Genomic DNA, 16377 nt, shown 5'->3' on the forward strand with positions numbered 1-16377 from the left:
AATATAATCTTCATCTGTTTGTGTAGGTATTACAGGCGCAGGTGAATTCCCATCGCCACCACGTTACACTTCCGGCAGTAAAAAATTCAATGGTAGTGAAGTATGTCTCAGGACCAGCCGCAGGTGCGGCCGACGTTAAGAAAAGATGGTTTTACCTTTAAGCAATTTTTCGTGGCGCACGATCGCTGTGCGATGAAAGTCGGCACCGATGGCGTGTTAATCGGGGCTTGGGCGCCAGTGGCAGGCGCGCGTCGCATCCTCGATATTGGCTGCGGCAGCGGGTTGATAGCGCTGATGCTGGCGCAACGCACGCCCGATTCGGTAGAAATTGATGCCGTTGAACTGGAAGCCAGCGCAGCGCAGCAGGCGCAGGAAAATATGCAGGCCTCGCCGTGGGCAGATCGCATTCATGTGCATCATCAGGATATTGTCAGCTGGAGCGAACAGTGTGAAAAACGCTTTTCACTCATCGTCAGTAATCCGCCTTTTTTTGCGCCAGGAATGGCAACAGGCAGTATCGCGCGTGATACCGCACGCAGCACCGCAACACTCGACCATCTCACGCTGCTGCGCTGTGCCGCCCAGTTGATTGAAGAAGAAGGACTATTTTGTGTGGTGCTGCCAGCTGAAGCAGGCGAAGCATTGATTTCACTGGCGCTGGCGGATGGCTGGCATTTGCGTTATCGCTATGATGTCGCCGCCTATGCGCAGCGCCCGCCGAATCGCGTGGTGTTGGGCTTTTCTCCCTCTGCCGGCGAAACGTTGCTGGAACGTCTCGCCATTCGTGATGAAGATAAAAGCTATTCAGCCGACTGGCTCAGTCTGGTGAAAGACTTTTACCTGTTTCGCTAACTTCGGGCTGCAGGATGGTCGGTAACGCCTCATCCAGCAAATCGGGATTGTCGAGGGTAAAGTGCAGCCCTCGGCTCTCCTTCCGCTCCAACGCACAGCGCACCATCAGTTCGGCGACCTGCACCAGATTGCGCAGCTCGAGCAAATTGTTAGAGAGGCGGAAGTGCGCGTAGTACTCATCAATTTCCTGTTGCAGCAAATTAATGCGCCGCAGCGCGCGTTCCAGACGTTTGGTGGTGCGCACAATGCCCACGTAATCCCACATGAATAGCCGCAGTTCATGCCAGTTATGTTGGATCACTACGCGTTCATCGGCATCATCAACGCGGCTTTCGTCCCACGCGGGCAGATGTTCTACCGCTGCGACGTCCGGCAAGCGGGCGATCATATCTTCAGCCGCTGACCAACCGTAAACCAGGCACTCGAGTAAGGAGTTGGATGCCATGCGGTTTGCGCCATGTAAGCCGGTATAGCTCACTTCACCTATCGCGTACAGCCCATCTACGTCAGTGCGGCCTTGCTGGTCGACCATCACGCCGCCGCAGGTGTAATGCGCGGCTGGCACAATCGGAATCGGCTGTTTGGTGAGATCGAGGCCAAAGGTCAGCAGCTTTTCGTAAATCATCGGGAAGTGCGCGCGCACAAAGCTTTCCGGCTGGTGGCTAATGTCCAGATACATACAATCGACGCCCAGCCGTTTCATCTCATGATCGATGGCGCGCGCCACAATATCGCGCGGCGCTAACTCGGCACGCTGATCAAAGTCAGGCATAAAGCGCGTGCCGTCAGGACGTAACAGCCAGGCGCCTTCACCGCGCAGTGCTTCGGTCAGCAGGAAGTTTTGTGCCTGCGGATGGAATAAACAGGTGGGATGGAATTGATTGAATTCGAGGTTCGCCACGCGACAACCGGCGCGCCATGCCATGGCAATGCCATCGCCAGACGCTACGTCTGGATTGGTGGTGTACTGATAGACTTTTGCTGCGCCGCCAGTGGCTAACACCACGGCGCGCGCGCGACAGGTTTCCACCTGTTCACGCTTACGGTTCCAGATCCACGCGCCAACCACGCGGCGCTTGCCGGGCAGGCCAAGCTTATCGGAGAGAATCAAATCCACCGCATTGGTACGCTCGATAATGCGGATGTTGGGATGGCTCAACGCCTGGCTTACCAGCGTGGTTTCTACCGCGCGTCCGGTGGCATCGGCGCTGTGTAGAATGCGGCGATGACTGTGTCCGCCTTCGCGCGTGAGGTGATAACGCGCCTCGCCATCAGCCTGCGGCTCTTTATCGAAGGCGACGCCGTTATCAATTAGCCACTGTACGCAGTGACGCGCGTTGCTGGCGATAAAGCTCACCGTATCGCGATCGCACAAGCCTGCGCCAGCAACCAGCGTGTCTTCAACGTGTGATTCGATGCTGTCAGTTTCATCAAACACCGCCGCAATCCCGCCCTGCGCATACAGCGTTGAGCCCTCATTCACCTGCGCTTTACTCAGCACGGTAACCTGATAATGCGGCGCTAAGCGCAGCGCTAACGATAAACCTGCCGCACCGCTGCCGACGATGAGGACATCACACTGATATTCCGGGAGAGAAGTCATGGTGTTTAATTTACTAAACAAAAGGTGGCTTGAGCATAAGCCGGGATGGGGATGCTGTGAAGTATTTTGAACAAATTGCGCGGAAAAATTATTCAGCAAAGGGAGATAATAACGTGAATTCAGTAAGTTAACTCTGAAATTAAGCACAATGTGTTTTTTATATCAAACACTCTGAAAATTCAGGTAATAAAGGTGAAAATGACGGCGTCATAAGGTACTCTGCCAGCGATTATCGGTGCCGCAAAAGACACCACCAGCGTGGCAAGTCGCTACACTGAAAGACAATCAACAACAATGATGTCGTGGTTCCGATACGGAAAAATTCTGGTCGTAGTGAACTTCAGACCATTAGGTCACTCTAAGCGCATGCTTGCTCAGAACAATGAGATGTGCTGGCAGTTCACTTACGCATAAAAAAGTTTTGGGGAGATATTACCTCGGATGAGCGAGCAGTTAACGGATCAGGTTCTCGTTGAGCGGGTTCAGAAGGGAGATCAAAAGTCCTTTAATTTACTGGTGATTCGATACCAGCATAAAGTGGCGAGCCTGGTTTCACGCTATGTTCCGTCAGGCGATGTGCCTGATGTGGTTCAGGAATCTTTTATTAAAGCGTATCGCGCACTGGAATCTTTCCGTGGCGACAGCGCCTTTTATACATGGCTGTACCGCATTGCGGTAAACACAGCGAAAAATTATCTGGTTGCTCAGGGGCGACGTCCGCCATCCAGTGATGTGGATGCGATTGATGCGGAAAATTTCGAAAGTGCAGGTGCACTGAAAGAAATTTCGAACCCTGAGAACTTAATGTTGTCTGAGGAACTGAAACAAATCGTCTTTCGTACCATTGAGGCGCTTCCCGAAGATCTTCGTATGGCCATTACCCTCAGGGAATTGGATGGCCTGAGTTACGAAGAGATTGCCGTCATCATGGATTGTCCGGTCGGTACCGTACGTTCGCGTATCTTCCGTGCACGAGAGGCTATTGATAATAAAGTTCAACCGCTTATCCAACGTCAGTGATAACGGCTACTGGAAGGGTACCAAGGCATGCAGAAAGAAAAACTTTCCGCTTTAATGGATGGTGAAACTTTAGATAACGAGCTGTTGGCGTCGTTATCTAAGGATGCGGATCTTCAGCAAAGCTGGGAAAGCTACCATCTCATCCGCGACACCTTACGAGGTGATATCGGAGAAGTGCTGCATTTTGATATCTCCGCACGTGTGGCTGCGGCCATCGAAAACGAACCGGCACGCAAAGTCACTCCGCTGATCCCTGAAGCGCAGCCTGAGCCGTCACGTTACGAGAAGATGCCGTTCTGGCGTCGCGGTGGCAGTTGGGCGGCACAGCTGACGCAAGTCGGTGTTGCTGCTTGTGTTTCACTGGCTGTCATTGTCGGTGTTCAGCACTACAACAGTTCTCCAACCGGCAGCGCGACTGAAGCGTCAGATTCACCGGCATTCAACACCTTGCCGATGATGGGTAAAGCGTCTCCGGTTAGCTTAGGCGTGCCTTCTGAAGCCTTTGACACTAACAGCTCTAATCAGCAGGTGCAGGAACAGCGTCGTCGCGTCAATGCCATGCTGCAGGATTATGAACTGCAACGTCGTCTGCATGCCGATCAGGTTCAGTTTGAGAAAAACGATCCGCAACAGGCTCAGGCTAATGTTCCCGGAAATCAGTCGTTAGGAACTCAGCAGCAGTAATGAAGCAGCTTTGGTGTGCCGTTAGCCTGCTGGCAGGCAGCCTGTTTTGCTCATCTATCGCCTCGGCGCAGACCTCTGCGTCCGGGGCGTTGTTACAACAGATGGAGCAGGCAAGCCAGAACCTCAACTACGAATTCGCCTACATCAATGTCTCGCGTCTCGGCATTGAATCTCTGCGTTATCGTCACGCGGTTATCGACAATCGTATCTTCGCCCAACTGTTGCAGATGGACGGGCCGCGCCGTGAAGTGATCCAGCGCGGAAACGACATCAGCTATTTCGAGCCGGGATTAGATCCCTTCTCGCTGCCGGGCAATCACATCATCGATGCGTTACCTGGTTTGATGTTCGCTGACTTCTCCCGTTTGGGCGAAGCCTACGATTTCATTCCGGTTGGCCGTTCGCGTATGGCCGATCAGATGTGCGAAGTGGTGCGCATCGTGTCACGTGATGGCACGCGCTACAGCTATGTAGTGTGGCTGGATGTGGATACCAAATTGCCGCTGCGCATCGATCTGCTCGATCGAGACGGTGAAACGCTGGAGCAGTTCCGCGTCATCAGCTTTGCCGTCGATGAAGGCGTGCGCAATCTGATGCAAGGACTTGAGAAGGCCAACTTGCCGCCATCGCTGTCTTTACCAGCGGGTGACAAAGTCGAACTCAGCTGGCAGCCAGGCTGGCTCCCGGCGGGCATGAAACTGATCTCACAAAGTCGCCGTGATATCCCATCGATGAACAAAACGGTCGAATCGCGCCTGTACAGCGATGGCCTGTTTAGCTTTGCCATCAACGTTACGCCAGCAGATAAAAGCAGCAGCGTGCAGGCATTGCGCACTGGGCGTCGTACGGTGCAGACAGAAGTACGCAATAATAACGAAATCACGGTGGTGGGCGAGTTACCGCCAGCCACGGCTAAACGTATTGCGGACAGCATAGATTCGGGTTCACCAAAATGATGAGAGAATGGGCCACCGTGGTGGCGTGGAAAGAAGGCATTGCCACACTGCACACGGAAGCGAAAACGTCTTGTAACAGCTGCTCGGCGCGTAAAGGCTGCGGCAGCCACGCGCTTAATCAGCTGGGTCCGAAAAATGCCCACGTGATGACTATCGCCAGCGCGGAGCCGTTGCAACCCGGCCAGCGCATTGAGTTAGGCATCCGCGAAAGCAGCTTGTTGGGTTCCGCTTTGCTGGTTTACATGACGCCGCTGTTTGGCCTGTTTTTAGTGGCGGGCATCTTCCAGATGCTGTTCGCCAGCGATCTGGCTGCGGCCTGTGGCGCGTTGTTGGGCGGCATTGGCGGCTTTATCGTCGCGAAAGGTGTATCCAAACTCTTCGGCGATCGCGAGGCTTTCCAGCCGGTGATTCTTAGCGTTGCGTTACCGCCTGATGCGTTGCGCGTGGAAAGCGAAGCGTGATCCCAGTCCAGGCCGCATTTGATGCGGCCTTTCTCAATCGGCTTAACCGCTGAAATCTGTTGCGATTCCCCACAGTTCCATTCTTTAACGCGCGGCGTTAACAGTGTAATATGCGTCGTCATTAATGAGGCCGACAGGGTTCCGGGTAAAGCTCACTTTCCTGAATGTGTCCGTGCTCAAGTTTCCCACTGATTTTCTACGTGAAGATATTCATATAAATGAAGCACATACGAAATTTCTCCATCATCGCTCACATTGACCACGGCAAATCAACGCTCTCTGACCGTTTGATTCAAATTTGTGGTGGCCTGAGCGATCGTGAGATGGCGGCGCAGGTTCTGGACTCCATGGATCTGGAACGTGAGCGCGGCATTACCATTAAAGCGCAGAGCGTGACGCTCGATTACAAAGCGCTGAACGGTGAAACTTACCAGCTCAATTTTATCGATACTCCCGGTCACGTTGACTTCTCCTATGAAGTTTCCCGCTCGCTGGCGGCATGTGAAGGAGCATTGCTGGTGGTCGATGCAGGGCAGGGCGTTGAAGCGCAGACGCTGGCAAACTGCTACACCGCAATGGAGATGGATCTGGAAGTGGTACCGGTACTGAACAAAATCGACCTGCCTGCCGCCGATCCAGAGCGCGTAGCGGAAGAGATTGAAGATATCGTCGGCATTGACGCGACTGATGCGGTGCGTTGCTCGGCGAAAACCGGCGTCGGCGTGCCCGACGTGCTGGAACGTCTGGTGCGTGACATCCCGCCGCCAGAAGGCGATCCGGAAGGTCCGCTGCAGGCGCTGATCATCGATTCCTGGTTCGATAACTACCTTGGTGTGGTATCGCTGATTCGTATTAAGAACGGCACGCTGCGCAAAGGCGACAAAGTTAAAGTCATGAGCTCCGGTCAAAGCTATAACGCTGACCGTCTCGGCATCTTTACGCCGAAGCGTGTTGATCGCAACGAACTGAACTGCGGTGAAGTAGGCTGGCTGGTGTGTGCGATTAAAGACATCCTCGGCGCGCCTGTGGGCGATACCCTGACCTTGCAGCGCAATCCGGCGGAGAAAGTGTTGCCTGGCTTCAAGAAAGTGAAGCCGCAGGTTTACGCAGGTCTGTTCCCGATCAGCTCTGACGACTATGAAGCGTTCCGTGATGCGCTGGGCAAATTGAGCCTGAACGATGCGTCACTGTTCTACGAGCCAGAGAGCTCAACGGCGCTGGGCTTCGGTTTCCGCATCGGCTTCCTCGGTCTGCTGCACATGGAGATCATTCAGGAGCGTCTGGAGCGTGAATACGATCTGGATCTGATCACCACCGCGCCAACCGTAGTGTATGAAGTGGAAACCACCGACGGTGAAACCATCTACGTTGATAGCCCGTCGAAGCTGCCACCGCTGAACAATATTGCCGAGCTGCGTGAGCCGATTGCGGAGTGTCACATGCTGCTGCCGCAGGAGTTCCTCGGCAACGTCATTACGCTGTGTATCGAAAAACGTGGCGTACAAACCAACATGGTTTACCACGGCAAGCAGGTTGCGCTGACGTATGAGATTCCGATGGCGGAAGTGGTTCTCGACTTCTTCGACCGTCTGAAATCAACCTCGCGCGGTTATGCCTCGCTGGATTATAACTTCAAACGTTTCCAGACCTCTGACATGGTGCGTGTCGACGTGATGATTAACTCAGAACGTGTTGATGCGCTGGCGCTGATTACTCACCGTGATAACTCACAGTATCGTGGCCGCGATCTGGTGGAGAAGATGAAAGATCTGATCCCACGTCAGCAGTTTGATATTGCGATTCAGGCGGCAATCGGCAACCACATTATCGCTCGCTCAACGGTAAAACAGCTGCGTAAAAACGTCTTGGCGAAATGCTATGGCGGTGACGTTAGCCGTAAGAAGAAACTGTTGCAGAAGCAGAAAGACGGTAAGAAGCGAATGAAGCAGGTCGGCAACGTTGAGCTGCCGCAGGAAGCATTCCTTGCCATTCTGCATGTCGGTAAAGACAGCAAATAAGGATTTTTAATGGCTAACATGTTTGCCCTGGTTTTAGTGATCGCCACACTGGTCACTGGCATTATCTGGTGTATCGATCGCTTTAAATGGGCACCGGCGCGTCGAGCGAAGCAGGCTGCTGCGCAAGCGCAAGCCGGCAACGCACTCGACAGCAAAACGCTGGCGAAAGTAGCCGCGCAGCCGGGTTGGGTTGAAACCACAGCATCGGTGTTCCCGGTGCTGGCGGTGGTATTGATCGTGCGTTCGTTTATTTTTGAGCCGTTCCAGATTCCATCGGGCTCAATGATGCCAACGCTGCTGATTGGCGACTTTATCCTCGTGGAGAAGTTTGCTTACGGCATTAAAGATCCGATTACCCAAACCACGCTGATCCCAACTGGCCATCCGCAGCGCGGTGATGTCGCGGTATTCAAATACCCGAAAGATCCCAGCGTGGATTACATTAAGCGCGTGATTGGCTTGCCGGGCGACAAAGTGGTGTTTGATCCTTACAGCAAAACCCTGACCATCAATCCGGGTTGCAGCAGCGGCAATTGCGACACGGCGCTGCCGGTGACTTACACTAACGTTGAGCCAAGCAACTTCATTCAGACCTTCAGCGGCTTTGATGGCAATGAAACCGGCAACGGCTTCTTCCAGGCGCCGCAGGGCGAAACCATGAAGGGCGGCCTGCGTCTCGGCACCCGTAAAGAGACATTGGGCAGCGTAACGCACGATATCTTGCTGGTAAACGAAGCGCAAAGTCAGGCAAGCATGTATTATCAGCAGCCGGGCCAGCCGCAATCGACCTGGATTGTGCCGCAAGGGCAGTATTTCATGATGGGCGATAACCGCGATAACAGCGCCGACAGCCGCTACTGGGGCTTTGTGCCCGAGAAGAATCTGGTCGGCAAAGCGGTGGCTATCTGGATGAGCTTCGAGAAACAAGAAGGACAGTGGCCGACCGGCGTGCGCTTTAGCCGCATTGGTGGGATTCACTAATTAGCTTCAAAAAAGGTTGGCCTCTCTTTCGGGAGGCCAGTGCACACCAAACAGAACAGGTTGGAACCTCAGCCCTGTTTCGTATGCAGTGATAGACGCACAGAACAACTGGAATAGCATGAACCCCATCGTCATTAACAAGCTGCAGCGCAAACTGGGCTACACTTTTACTCATCCGGATTTATTGCAGCAGGCACTGACGCATCGTAGTGCCAGCAGCAAACACAACGAACGTCTTGAATTTCTTGGCGATTCTATTCTCAGCTACGTGATCGCTAATGCGCTCTATCACCGCTTCCCGCGTGTGGATGAAGGCGACATGAGCCGCATGCGTGCCACGCTAGTGCGCGGCAATACGCTGGCGGAGATGGCACGCGAGTTCGACCTTGGCGAATGTCTACGCCTCGGTCCGGGCGAGCTGAAGAGCGGCGGTTTCCGTCGTGAATCGATCCTCGCGGATACCGTTGAAGCCTTGATTGGCGGCATTTTCCTCGATAGCAGCATTCAAACCGTCGAAAAGTTAATTCTCGACTGGTATCACTCGCGACTGGAACAGATCAGTCCGGGCGATAAACAAAAAGATCCGAAAACGCGCCTGCAGGAGTATTTGCAGGGACGTCATCTTCCGCTGCCATCGTATTTGGTGGTGCAGGTGCGTGGCGAAGCCCACGATCAGGAATTCACCATTCACTGTCAGGTGAGTGGCATGGCAGAACCGGTGGTGGGCATTGGCTCCAGCCGCCGTAAAGCCGAGCAAGCAGCCGCCGAACAGGCGTTAATTAAGCTTGGCCTCGAATAAATAGTCATATCGCAGCGTCGAAAGCGACGCTGCCCAAGTCAGGACTCGAATGAGCGAACTCGAAACATATAGCGGCTTTGTCGCGATTGTAGGCCGACCAAACGTCGGTAAATCCACTTTGCTGAACCAGTTGCTGGGGCAGAAAGTGTCGATCACTTCACGCAAGCCGCAAACCACGCGTCACCGCATCATGGGCATCCACACCGAAGGCGCTTATCAGGCGATCTACGTGGATACGCCAGGGCTGCACATGGAAGAGAAGCGGGCAATCAACCGCCTGATGAACCGTGCCGCCAGCAGCTCCATCGGTGATGTTGAGCTGGTAATTTTTGTAGTAGAAGGCACGCGCTGGACGCCAGACGACGAGATGGTGCTCAACAAGCTGCGTGATAACAAAGTTCCTGTGGTATTGGCGATCAATAAAGTCGACAACATTCAGGACAAGAGCATTCTGTTGCCGCATCTGCAGTTCCTTAGCCAGCAGATGAACTTCCTCGAAATCGTACCGATCTCAGCGGAAAGCGGCAAAAACGTTGACGCTATTGCGGCGATTGCGCGCAAATGCCTGCCAAAATCTGAGCATCATTTCCCGGAAGATTATGTTACTGACCGCTCACAGCGCTTTATGGCGTCTGAGATCATCCGTGAAAAACTGATGCGCTTCCTTGGCGCTGAGCTGCCTTACTCCGTTACCGTAGAAATTGAGCAGTTTGTGTCTAACGATCGCGGCGGTTACGACATCAATGGCTTGATCCTCGTTGAGCGCGAAGGCCAAAAGAAGATGGTCATCGGCAATAAAGGCGCCAAGATCAAAACCATCGGCATTGAATCGCGTAAAGACATGGAAGAGATGTTTGAAGCGAAAGTGCATCTCGAACTGTGGGTTAAAGTGAAATCTGGCTGGGCGGACGATGAACGTGCGCTGCGCAGCTTAGGTTACTCTGACGAAGGTTAATTGATGGAAGGCTGGCAACGCGCCTTTGTGCTGCACAGTCGCCCTTACAGCGAAACCAGCCTGCTCCTCGATCTGTTCAGCGAAAGTGAAGGGCGCGTCCGCGTCCTTGCCAAAGGCGCCCGATCGCGCCGCTCCCAACTGAAAGGTGCACTGCAACCCTTCACGCCACTGCTGGTGCGCTGGGGTGGACGCGGTGACGTCAAAACGCTGCGCAATGCCGAAGCCGTGTCGCTGGCATTGCCGCTCAGCGGCATCACGCTTTATTGCGGACTCTACGTCAACGAACTGCTGTCGCGCGTGCTGGAACAGCAAATTCCCTTCTCTGACATGTTCTTCGATTACCTGAATTGCATCCAAACGCTGGCGGCAGGCAACGGCTCGCCTGAACCGGCGCTGCGCCGCTTTGAGCTGGCGCTACTTGGGCATCTCGGCTACGGCGTGGATTTTCTGCATTGTGCCGGCAGTGGCGAAGAGGTCGCTGACGGCATGACCTACAGTTACCGCGAAGAGAAGGGCTTTATCGCCAGTTTGGTGGTCAATCAGCGTAGCTTTACCGGCCGCCAGCTGCGTGCGTTGTGGGAACGCGAATTCCCCGATGCCGATACCCTGCGCGCCGCCAAACGCTTTACGCGTATGGCGCTGAAGCCCTATCTTGGCGGCAAGCCGCTGAAGAGTCAGGAACTGTTTCGCCAGTTTGTGCCAAAAAAGAAACCAGATGTGGCAAACGACTAGCGCTGGTCGTACCGCCTGATATATTCAGCGCGGTACACTGCAAACACACTGAACACATTTAAGGATTGTCATGGCTGAGTTGCTGTTAGGCGTCAACATTGACCACATTGCCACCGTACGTAACGCTCGTGGCACAAACTATCCCGATCCGGTGCAGGCCGCGTTTGTTGCTGAGCAGGCCGGTGCCGACGGCATTACCGTACATCTGCGTGAAGATCGCCGTCACATCACCGATCGCGATGTGCGCATTCTGCGTGACACCATCCAGACGCGCATGAATCTGGAGATGGCGGTCACCGACGAGATGATCGACATTGCCTGTGAAATCAAGCCGCACTTCGTTTGCCTGGTGCCAGAAAAACGTCAGGAAGTGACCACCGAAGGCGGGCTGGATGTGGCGGGTCAGCAGGATAAAATCAATGCTGCGGTGCGCCTGTTAAGCGACGCCGGCATTCTGGTTTCACTGTTTATCGATGCCGATCACCGCCAGATTGAAGCGGCGGTTACCAGCGGCGCGCCTTATATCGAAATTCACACCGGCGCCTATGCCGAAGCGCCAGAAGGTCTTGAGCGTCAGGCTGAGCTGTCACGCATCCGTAAAGCCGCGACTTTCGCCGCCAGCCTCGGCCTTAAGGTGAATGCCGGCCACGGTTTGACCTACCACAACGTGCAGCCGATTGCTGAACTGCCGGAAATGCACGAACTGAATATCGGCCATGCGATTATTGGTCGCGCGCTGTTCAGCGGTCTGGCCGATGCGGTCAGCGAAATGAAGCAACTGATGCGGGAAGCGCGTCGCTAATGGCAATTCTCGGACTCGGCAGCGATATCGTAGAGATCGAGCGCATTGCAGGCGTCATTGAGCGCTCCGGCGACCGTCTGGCGCGCCGCGTATTGAGCGAAGCCGAGTGGCAGCAATATCAGGCGCACCAGCAACCGGTGCGCTTTCTTGCCAAACGTTTTGCGGTGAAAGAGGCGGCAGCAAAAGCCTTCGGCACCGGCATTCGCGGTGGTCTGGCCTTCAATCAGTTCGAAGTGTATAACGATGCGCTGGGCAAGCCGGGATTACGTTTCTTTGAGCAGGCCAAAGTGATTGCCAGCCAGCTCGGCGTGAAGCACGTGCATGTGACGCTAGCGGATGAACACCATTATGCCTGCGCAACGGTGATTATCGAGAACTAAGGGTGCAACACCACGAACTTCTCCCACAGCGCCTCGCGGCTTTCCGGGTGCTGTGGATCAAGAATAATGGTGTTATCAATCGGGCAGACGCTTTGGCAGGTCGGCACATCATAATGGCCCACGCACTCGGTGCAGCGGTCGACATCAATCTCATAGATCGCATCGCCTAAGCTGATTGCCTGGTTTGGGCATTCAGGTTCGCACATATCGCAATTGATGCATTTAGTGGTGATGAGCAGGGCCATAGCGGAAGTCCAATAACAGCAGAAAAGGCGCGGGTATTATACGCGCCTGCTCTCATCAGACCAGCTTTTTCACCAACTCTTCGCTGTGGCGGATGTGGCTGGAGGCGCGTTCGGGATCGTTTTGTACCAGCGCCATAAACAGCAGATCGGTCAGCGCCAGCTGCGCGCTGGTTGACGAGATCGCCGCGCTGCGCGTGCTCTGCTCTTCCGCAACGGTGTAGAGGCAAACCGTGGCGCATTGCTGCAGGGCATTCGGCGTAAAACCGGTAAAGGCCAGCACATCGGCACCAACTTGCGCCGCTTCCTGCGCAGCAAGATTGATTTCGCGACGTTCGCCAGTATAAGAAATCGCCAGCAGCACATCGCCCGGCGCCATCGCTTGCACGCTGGCGAGCAAGGCGTGCATATCCTGTTCCGCCACCGCATTGATGCCGATCTTCATTAGCTTCCACGAAAAATCTTTCGCCACTAAACCGGACGCACCGATGCCAACCAGCAAAATACGATTGGCGTTCTTCAACAGCTGTAAGGTTTGCAGCAGCTTCTCTTCGCTGTTGATATCCAGCGTGGCGCGGATCGCCGAGATCTTCTCGGTCAGCAGCTTTTCACCGACCACTTTCAGCGGATCGTCGCTGAGAATATGGTTATGCACGGTGATCGCATCGCGATCGGCCATCGACTCGCTCAACGCCAGCTTCAGCGCCGGAAAGCCTTTATAGCCCAGCTTCTGGGCAAACTTCACCACGCTGGACTGGCTAACGCCCGATTCCTCGGCGAGTTTTTGTGAACTGAGATGCCGTGCACGATCCGGCTGCGACAGCAAAAAATCCGCCAGCCGACGCTCATTTAGCGCCAGTCGAGGGTAAAGCTGACGAATGCGCAGCAATGAACTCATGGTTCGATCCTTAATTCCTTTATCCGCAAACAGCGCGTAAACGCGAAGAATAAACTATTCAAATGGCATTGTAGTCATTGGAATTAAAAATAGCAGCTTTCGCCTCGAACGCCGAAGCTGGCTACACTGTAGTGCAGAAACCGCGAAGGATAGAGAAGGAGTGCTGTTTGACAAAGGGTACACAACGACGCGTGGTGTTTTTCGATCTCGATGGCACGCTACATCAGCAAGACATGTTTGGCACCTTTATGCGCTATCTGCTGCGACGTCAGCCGATCAATCTGCTGCTGGTGGTGCCGCTGTTGCCGGTGATCGGTCTCGGCATGCTGTTCAAAGGCCGTGCCGCACGCTGGCCAATGAGTTTGTTACTGTGGGCGATCACCTTCGGCCACAGCGAAACACGTCTGCGCCAGCGTGAAGCTGAATTCGCCGAGTGGTTCCGCCAGCGTGTTACCGCGTTTCCGGTGGTGCAGCAGCGGCTTACCGACTATCTCAGCAGCAATGATGCCGATGTCTGGCTGATTACCGGCTCTCCGCAGTCGCTGGTGGAGCAAGTTTACTTCGATTCGGCCTTCTTACCGCGCGTGCAGCTGATCGCTAGCCAGATGAAACCGGGCCGTGGCGGGCGTTTGCTGTCGATGCGCTGTCTCGGCCATGAAAAGGTGGCGCAGCTGGAGGAGAAAATCGGCACGCCGCTGCAACTGTATAGCGGCTACAGCGACAGCAAACAGGACAACCCGCTGCTGTTCTTCTGTCAGCATCGCTGGCGCGTCACGCCAAGCGGTGAGCTGCAACAGCTGGAATAACGCTTCGATTCCAGCAGCAGCATCGCTATAATGCGCCGCCTTAAATGTCCGCAGGAGTTGCCCGGTGAACCCACAAACTGATGAATATTGGATGCGTTATGCGCTGGAACTGGCGAAGCGCGCGTGGGAGCAGGGCGAAGTGCCGGTCGGTGCGGTGCTGGTGCAGGGCGACAAAGTGATTGGCGAAGGCTGGAATCGGCCGATTGGTCAGCACGATCCTACCGCGCATGCCGAGATCATGGCGCTGCGCCAGGGCGGCAAAGTACTGGAAAACTATCGATTGCTGGATACCACGCTGTACGTCACGCTGGAACCCTGTGTGATGTGCGCCGGTGCGATGGTGCACAGTCGCATCACGCGACTGGTGTATGGCGCTAAAGATGAGAAAACCGGCGCGGCCGGTTCACTGCTGGATGTGATTGGCCATCCCGGCATGAATCATCAAATTCAGATTGATTGCGGCGTGCTGGCGGAAGAGTGTGCCGGGATGCTGAGTGATTTCTTCCGCATGCGTCGCGAGCAGAAGAAGGCGCTGCGTCAGGCGCAGCGCACCGGTTAATTCATCGCAATTTTCGGTTCGACCGCCGGGTAACCGGCGCCTAATTCCGCTTCCAGCGCCGACTGCTGCGCTAAACGCTTCTCCTGCTCCTGCAAATATCCCACCAAACTGATCTGATACTTACGGATGTTCTCAACGTAGTTATAGGCTTCGTGGCCGCGCGCGTAGCCGTAGGTGGTTTGCGTGTAGTAGCGCTTCTGGCTCAGCATCGGCAAACGCAGCTTCACGTCGGCCCAGCTGTCCGGATTGCCGCCCTGTTTCGCCGTAAGCTTGCGTACATCCAGCATGTGCGCGTAGCCCATGTTATATGCCGCCAGCGCGAACCAGATGCGTTCATCTTCCGGAATGGTCTCCGGTACTTTCTCCATCATGCGCTTGAGATATTCGCTGCCGCCGCGAATGCTCTGTTCGGGATCGAGGCGGTCATCAACGTCAAGGCTGTCGGCGGTATTGCGCGTCAACATCATCATGCCGCGCACGCCGGTTGGCGACGTAGCCTGCGGATTCCAGTGCGATTCCTGATAAGAGATCGCCGCCAGTAAACGCCAATCCATGCTGGCGGAATATTTCTCAAACAGCGGTTTGATATCCGGCAGCGTGTTATCAATGGCGCGCAGGAAGGTGCGGGTATCAACGTAATCGAAGGTGCCAACGTGGCCGAGATACTTCTCTTCCAGTCGCGCCATGGTGCCTTCCTCGCCCATCTGGCTGTAGAAGTCGAGCATCGCTGCGCTGAGGCTGTCGTCATCGTTACGCGGCAAATACCAGGTTACCGGCTCTTCATCGGTCACATCAAACGCCACCGCCAGCTGCGGATGAATGCGCTGCAGCAGGCCGATGGTGACCGAATCGCCCACCGTGTAATCGAGTTTGCCGTCGGCAACCGCTTCAAGCAGCGCTTTCTGGCCCTGATCGGTGGAGATCGCCCAGTCGAGATCGGGATAGCTGTCAGCTTTGGCGGAACGTAAAGTTGACAGATATGCCGAACCGGACTGCACAATCAGGCGGCCTTTGAGATCGCCGAGATTCTTCGGCCGGGGCTTATCAATGCGGTACACCAGCTGCTGCGACACCGAATAGTAGCTCGGACCACTTTGGTAATGCGCGAGGCGCTCGCTGTTGTAAATCAGACCGGCAGCCAGCAAATCCGCTTTACCGTCATCGAGGTCGTCAAACAGGTCGCCAAGGTTAGGACGCACCTCAACTTCCAGTTTCACGCCCAGGTAATCGGCGAAGCGCTTCGCCAGCTCGTAATCCATACCGGCTGGTGCATTGTTAATGGTGTAGTAAGTCAGCGGAGAGTTAACGGTACTGATGCGCAGCACTCCGCGTGATTTGATCTGTGATAGCGCGTCTGTTCCGCCCCCGTACCACGGGATGGAAGGCCACAATGCTAGCGCAAGCAGCACGGTGATCAGACCGATAAACAGATAGTTTATTTTTAGGCGTTTCAAATAGTTGTCTCGTAATGGCTCACAGGCCTCTGTCTTTTAAAGGCAGTATTTATGTTGTTTTAACTCCCAGAGCGAGGGGCATTTTGCGCAACAAAAAGGGGCAGGGCAACTTTTATAGCAAGAATTGTGCAAAATTCAGCCAAACGCCAGGTGCCAGAATTTATGCGCAAACGGT

18 protein-coding genes are annotated in these 16377 nt (G+C 54.7%); 14 read left to right on the forward strand and 4 right to left on the reverse strand.

Features of this window, described 5'->3' with window-relative positions:
- Window positions 1-102: 102 nt before the first annotated feature.
- The gene (locus BM323_RS09125; protein ID WP_008101529.1) at window positions 103-852 is read left to right on the forward strand and encodes a tRNA(1)(Val) (adenine(37)-N(6))-methyltransferase TrmN; all 750 of its coding nucleotides are present in this window, start codon (window positions 103-105) and stop codon (window positions 850-852) included.
- Here the strand turns inward: BM323_RS09125 and nadB are convergent.
- A complete protein-coding gene (nadB, locus tag BM323_RS09130) occupies window positions 818-2455 on the reverse strand; it encodes an L-aspartate oxidase (protein WP_008101527.1) in 1638 nt (545 codons plus the stop codon). The two genes, BM323_RS09125 and nadB, sit on opposite strands and share 35 nt — an antisense overlap.
- Window positions 2456-2896: 441 nt before the next feature.
- Between nadB and rpoE the strand changes: the two genes are divergently transcribed.
- The 11 genes from rpoE (at window position 2897) to acpS (ending at window position 12243) form a co-directional block, all read left to right on the forward strand.
- On the forward strand, window positions 2897-3475 hold the full coding sequence (gene rpoE, locus BM323_RS09135; RefSeq protein ID WP_007886161.1) for an RNA polymerase sigma factor RpoE: 579 nt from the start codon (window positions 2897-2899) through the stop codon (window positions 3473-3475).
- Window positions 3476-3502: 27 nt separating this feature from the next.
- Window positions 3503-4159: an anti-sigma-E factor RseA gene (gene rseA, locus BM323_RS09140; protein ID WP_008101525.1), complete on the forward strand. Its 657-nt coding sequence runs from the start codon at window positions 3503-3505 to the stop codon at window positions 4157-4159.
- Window positions 4159-5115 (forward strand): sigma-E factor regulatory protein RseB, encoded by a 957-nt coding sequence (gene rseB, locus BM323_RS09145; protein WP_008101523.1) that lies wholly within the window; start codon window positions 4159-4161, stop codon window positions 5113-5115. The genes rseA and rseB overlap by 1 nt, the downstream gene beginning before the upstream one ends.
- Window positions 5112-5576, forward strand: a complete 465-nt coding sequence (rseC, locus tag BM323_RS09150; RefSeq protein ID WP_008101521.1) for a SoxR-reducing system protein RseC — start codon at window positions 5112-5114, stop codon at window positions 5574-5576. The genes rseB and rseC overlap by 4 nt, the downstream gene beginning before the upstream one ends.
- A 218-nt stretch (window positions 5577-5794) precedes the next feature.
- A complete protein-coding gene (lepA, locus tag BM323_RS09155) occupies window positions 5795-7594 on the forward strand; it encodes a translation elongation factor 4 (protein ID WP_008101519.1) in 1800 nt (599 codons plus the stop codon).
- 9 nt (window positions 7595-7603) lie between these two features.
- Window positions 7604-8575: a signal peptidase I gene (gene lepB / locus BM323_RS09160; RefSeq protein WP_008101516.1), complete on the forward strand. Its 972-nt coding sequence runs from the start codon at window positions 7604-7606 to the stop codon at window positions 8573-8575.
- A gap of 118 nt (window positions 8576-8693) precedes the next feature.
- Window positions 8694-9374 carry a ribonuclease III gene (rnc, locus tag BM323_RS09165; protein ID WP_036620136.1) on the forward strand — a complete coding sequence of 227 codons (681 nt, stop codon included), beginning with the start codon at window positions 8694-8696 and terminating at the stop codon, window positions 9372-9374.
- A gap of 49 nt (window positions 9375-9423) precedes the next feature.
- Entirely contained in the window at window positions 9424-10329 is a 906-nt protein-coding gene (era, locus tag BM323_RS09170; protein ID WP_008101512.1) for a GTPase Era, read from the forward strand.
- A gap of 3 nt (window positions 10330-10332) precedes the next feature.
- The gene (gene recO / locus BM323_RS09175) at window positions 10333-11061 is read left to right on the forward strand and encodes a DNA repair protein RecO (protein WP_008101510.1); all 729 of its coding nucleotides are present in this window, start codon (window positions 10333-10335) and stop codon (window positions 11059-11061) included.
- A gap of 70 nt (window positions 11062-11131) precedes the next feature.
- Complete coding sequence (pdxJ, locus tag BM323_RS09180; RefSeq protein ID WP_008101508.1) at window positions 11132-11863, forward strand: pyridoxine 5'-phosphate synthase; 732 nt, start codon at window positions 11132-11134, stop codon at window positions 11861-11863.
- Window positions 11863-12243, forward strand: a complete 381-nt coding sequence (gene acpS, locus BM323_RS09185; RefSeq protein WP_008101506.1) for a holo-ACP synthase — start codon at window positions 11863-11865, stop codon at window positions 12241-12243. The genes pdxJ and acpS overlap by 1 nt, the downstream gene beginning before the upstream one ends.
- Here acpS and BM323_RS09190 read toward each other — a convergent pair.
- Together BM323_RS09190 and BM323_RS09195 are read right to left on the reverse strand one after the other, a co-directional pair.
- Entirely contained in the window at window positions 12240-12488 is a 249-nt protein-coding gene (locus BM323_RS09190) for a YfhL family 4Fe-4S dicluster ferredoxin (RefSeq protein ID WP_008101505.1), read from the reverse strand. The two genes, acpS and BM323_RS09190, sit on opposite strands and share 4 nt — an antisense overlap.
- A gap of 55 nt (window positions 12489-12543) precedes the next feature.
- Window positions 12544-13383 (reverse strand): MurR/RpiR family transcriptional regulator, encoded by an 840-nt coding sequence (locus BM323_RS09195; RefSeq protein ID WP_007886185.1) that lies wholly within the window; start codon window positions 13381-13383, stop codon window positions 12544-12546.
- A gap of 167 nt (window positions 13384-13550) precedes the next feature.
- Between BM323_RS09195 and yfhb the strand changes: the two genes are divergently transcribed.
- A complete protein-coding gene (gene yfhb, locus BM323_RS09200) occupies window positions 13551-14189 on the forward strand; it encodes a phosphatidylglycerophosphatase C (protein ID WP_008101503.1) in 639 nt (212 codons plus the stop codon).
- A gap of 64 nt (window positions 14190-14253) precedes the next feature.
- Complete coding sequence (gene tadA, locus BM323_RS09205; RefSeq protein ID WP_008101500.1) at window positions 14254-14748, forward strand: tRNA adenosine(34) deaminase TadA; 495 nt, start codon at window positions 14254-14256, stop codon at window positions 14746-14748.
- Here the strand turns inward: tadA and mltF are convergent.
- A complete protein-coding gene (gene mltF, locus BM323_RS09210; RefSeq protein ID WP_008101499.1) occupies window positions 14745-16202 on the reverse strand; it encodes a membrane-bound lytic murein transglycosylase MltF in 1458 nt (485 codons plus the stop codon). The two genes, tadA and mltF, sit on opposite strands and share 4 nt — an antisense overlap.
- Between the last annotated feature and the right edge of the window lie 175 nt (window positions 16203-16377).

It is taken from the genome of Pantoea sp. YR525, from assembly GCF_900116775.1.
GTDB classification, from domain to species: Bacteria; Pseudomonadota; Gammaproteobacteria; order Enterobacterales; family Enterobacteriaceae; genus Pantoea; species Pantoea symbiotica.

Coding starts and splice junctions, on each gene's coding strand:
- BM323_RS09125 (WP_008101529.1), top strand. CDS start 103: ATGTCTCAGGACCAGCCGCAGGTGCGGCCGACGTTAAGAAAAGATGGT.
- nadB (WP_008101527.1), bottom strand. CDS start 2,455: ATGACTTCTCTCCCGGAATATCAGTGTGATGTCCTCATCGTCGGCAGC.
- rpoE (WP_007886161.1), top strand. CDS start 2,897: ATGAGCGAGCAGTTAACGGATCAGGTTCTCGTTGAGCGGGTTCAGAAG.
- rseA (WP_008101525.1), top strand. CDS start 3,503: ATGCAGAAAGAAAAACTTTCCGCTTTAATGGATGGTGAAACTTTAGAT.
- rseB (WP_008101523.1), top strand. CDS start 4,159: ATGAAGCAGCTTTGGTGTGCCGTTAGCCTGCTGGCAGGCAGCCTGTTT.
- rseC (WP_008101521.1), top strand. CDS start 5,112: ATGATGAGAGAATGGGCCACCGTGGTGGCGTGGAAAGAAGGCATTGCC.
- lepA (WP_008101519.1), top strand. CDS start 5,795: ATGAAGCACATACGAAATTTCTCCATCATCGCTCACATTGACCACGGC.
- lepB (WP_008101516.1), top strand. CDS start 7,604: ATGGCTAACATGTTTGCCCTGGTTTTAGTGATCGCCACACTGGTCACT.
- rnc (WP_036620136.1), top strand. CDS start 8,694: ATGAACCCCATCGTCATTAACAAGCTGCAGCGCAAACTGGGCTACACT.
- era (WP_008101512.1), top strand. CDS start 9,424: ATGAGCGAACTCGAAACATATAGCGGCTTTGTCGCGATTGTAGGCCGA.
- recO (WP_008101510.1), top strand. CDS start 10,333: ATGGAAGGCTGGCAACGCGCCTTTGTGCTGCACAGTCGCCCTTACAGC.
- pdxJ (WP_008101508.1), top strand. CDS start 11,132: ATGGCTGAGTTGCTGTTAGGCGTCAACATTGACCACATTGCCACCGTA.
- acpS (WP_008101506.1), top strand. CDS start 11,863: ATGGCAATTCTCGGACTCGGCAGCGATATCGTAGAGATCGAGCGCATT.
- BM323_RS09190 (WP_008101505.1), bottom strand. CDS start 12,488: ATGGCCCTGCTCATCACCACTAAATGCATCAATTGCGATATGTGCGAA.
- BM323_RS09195 (WP_007886185.1), bottom strand. CDS start 13,383: ATGAGTTCATTGCTGCGCATTCGTCAGCTTTACCCTCGACTGGCGCTA.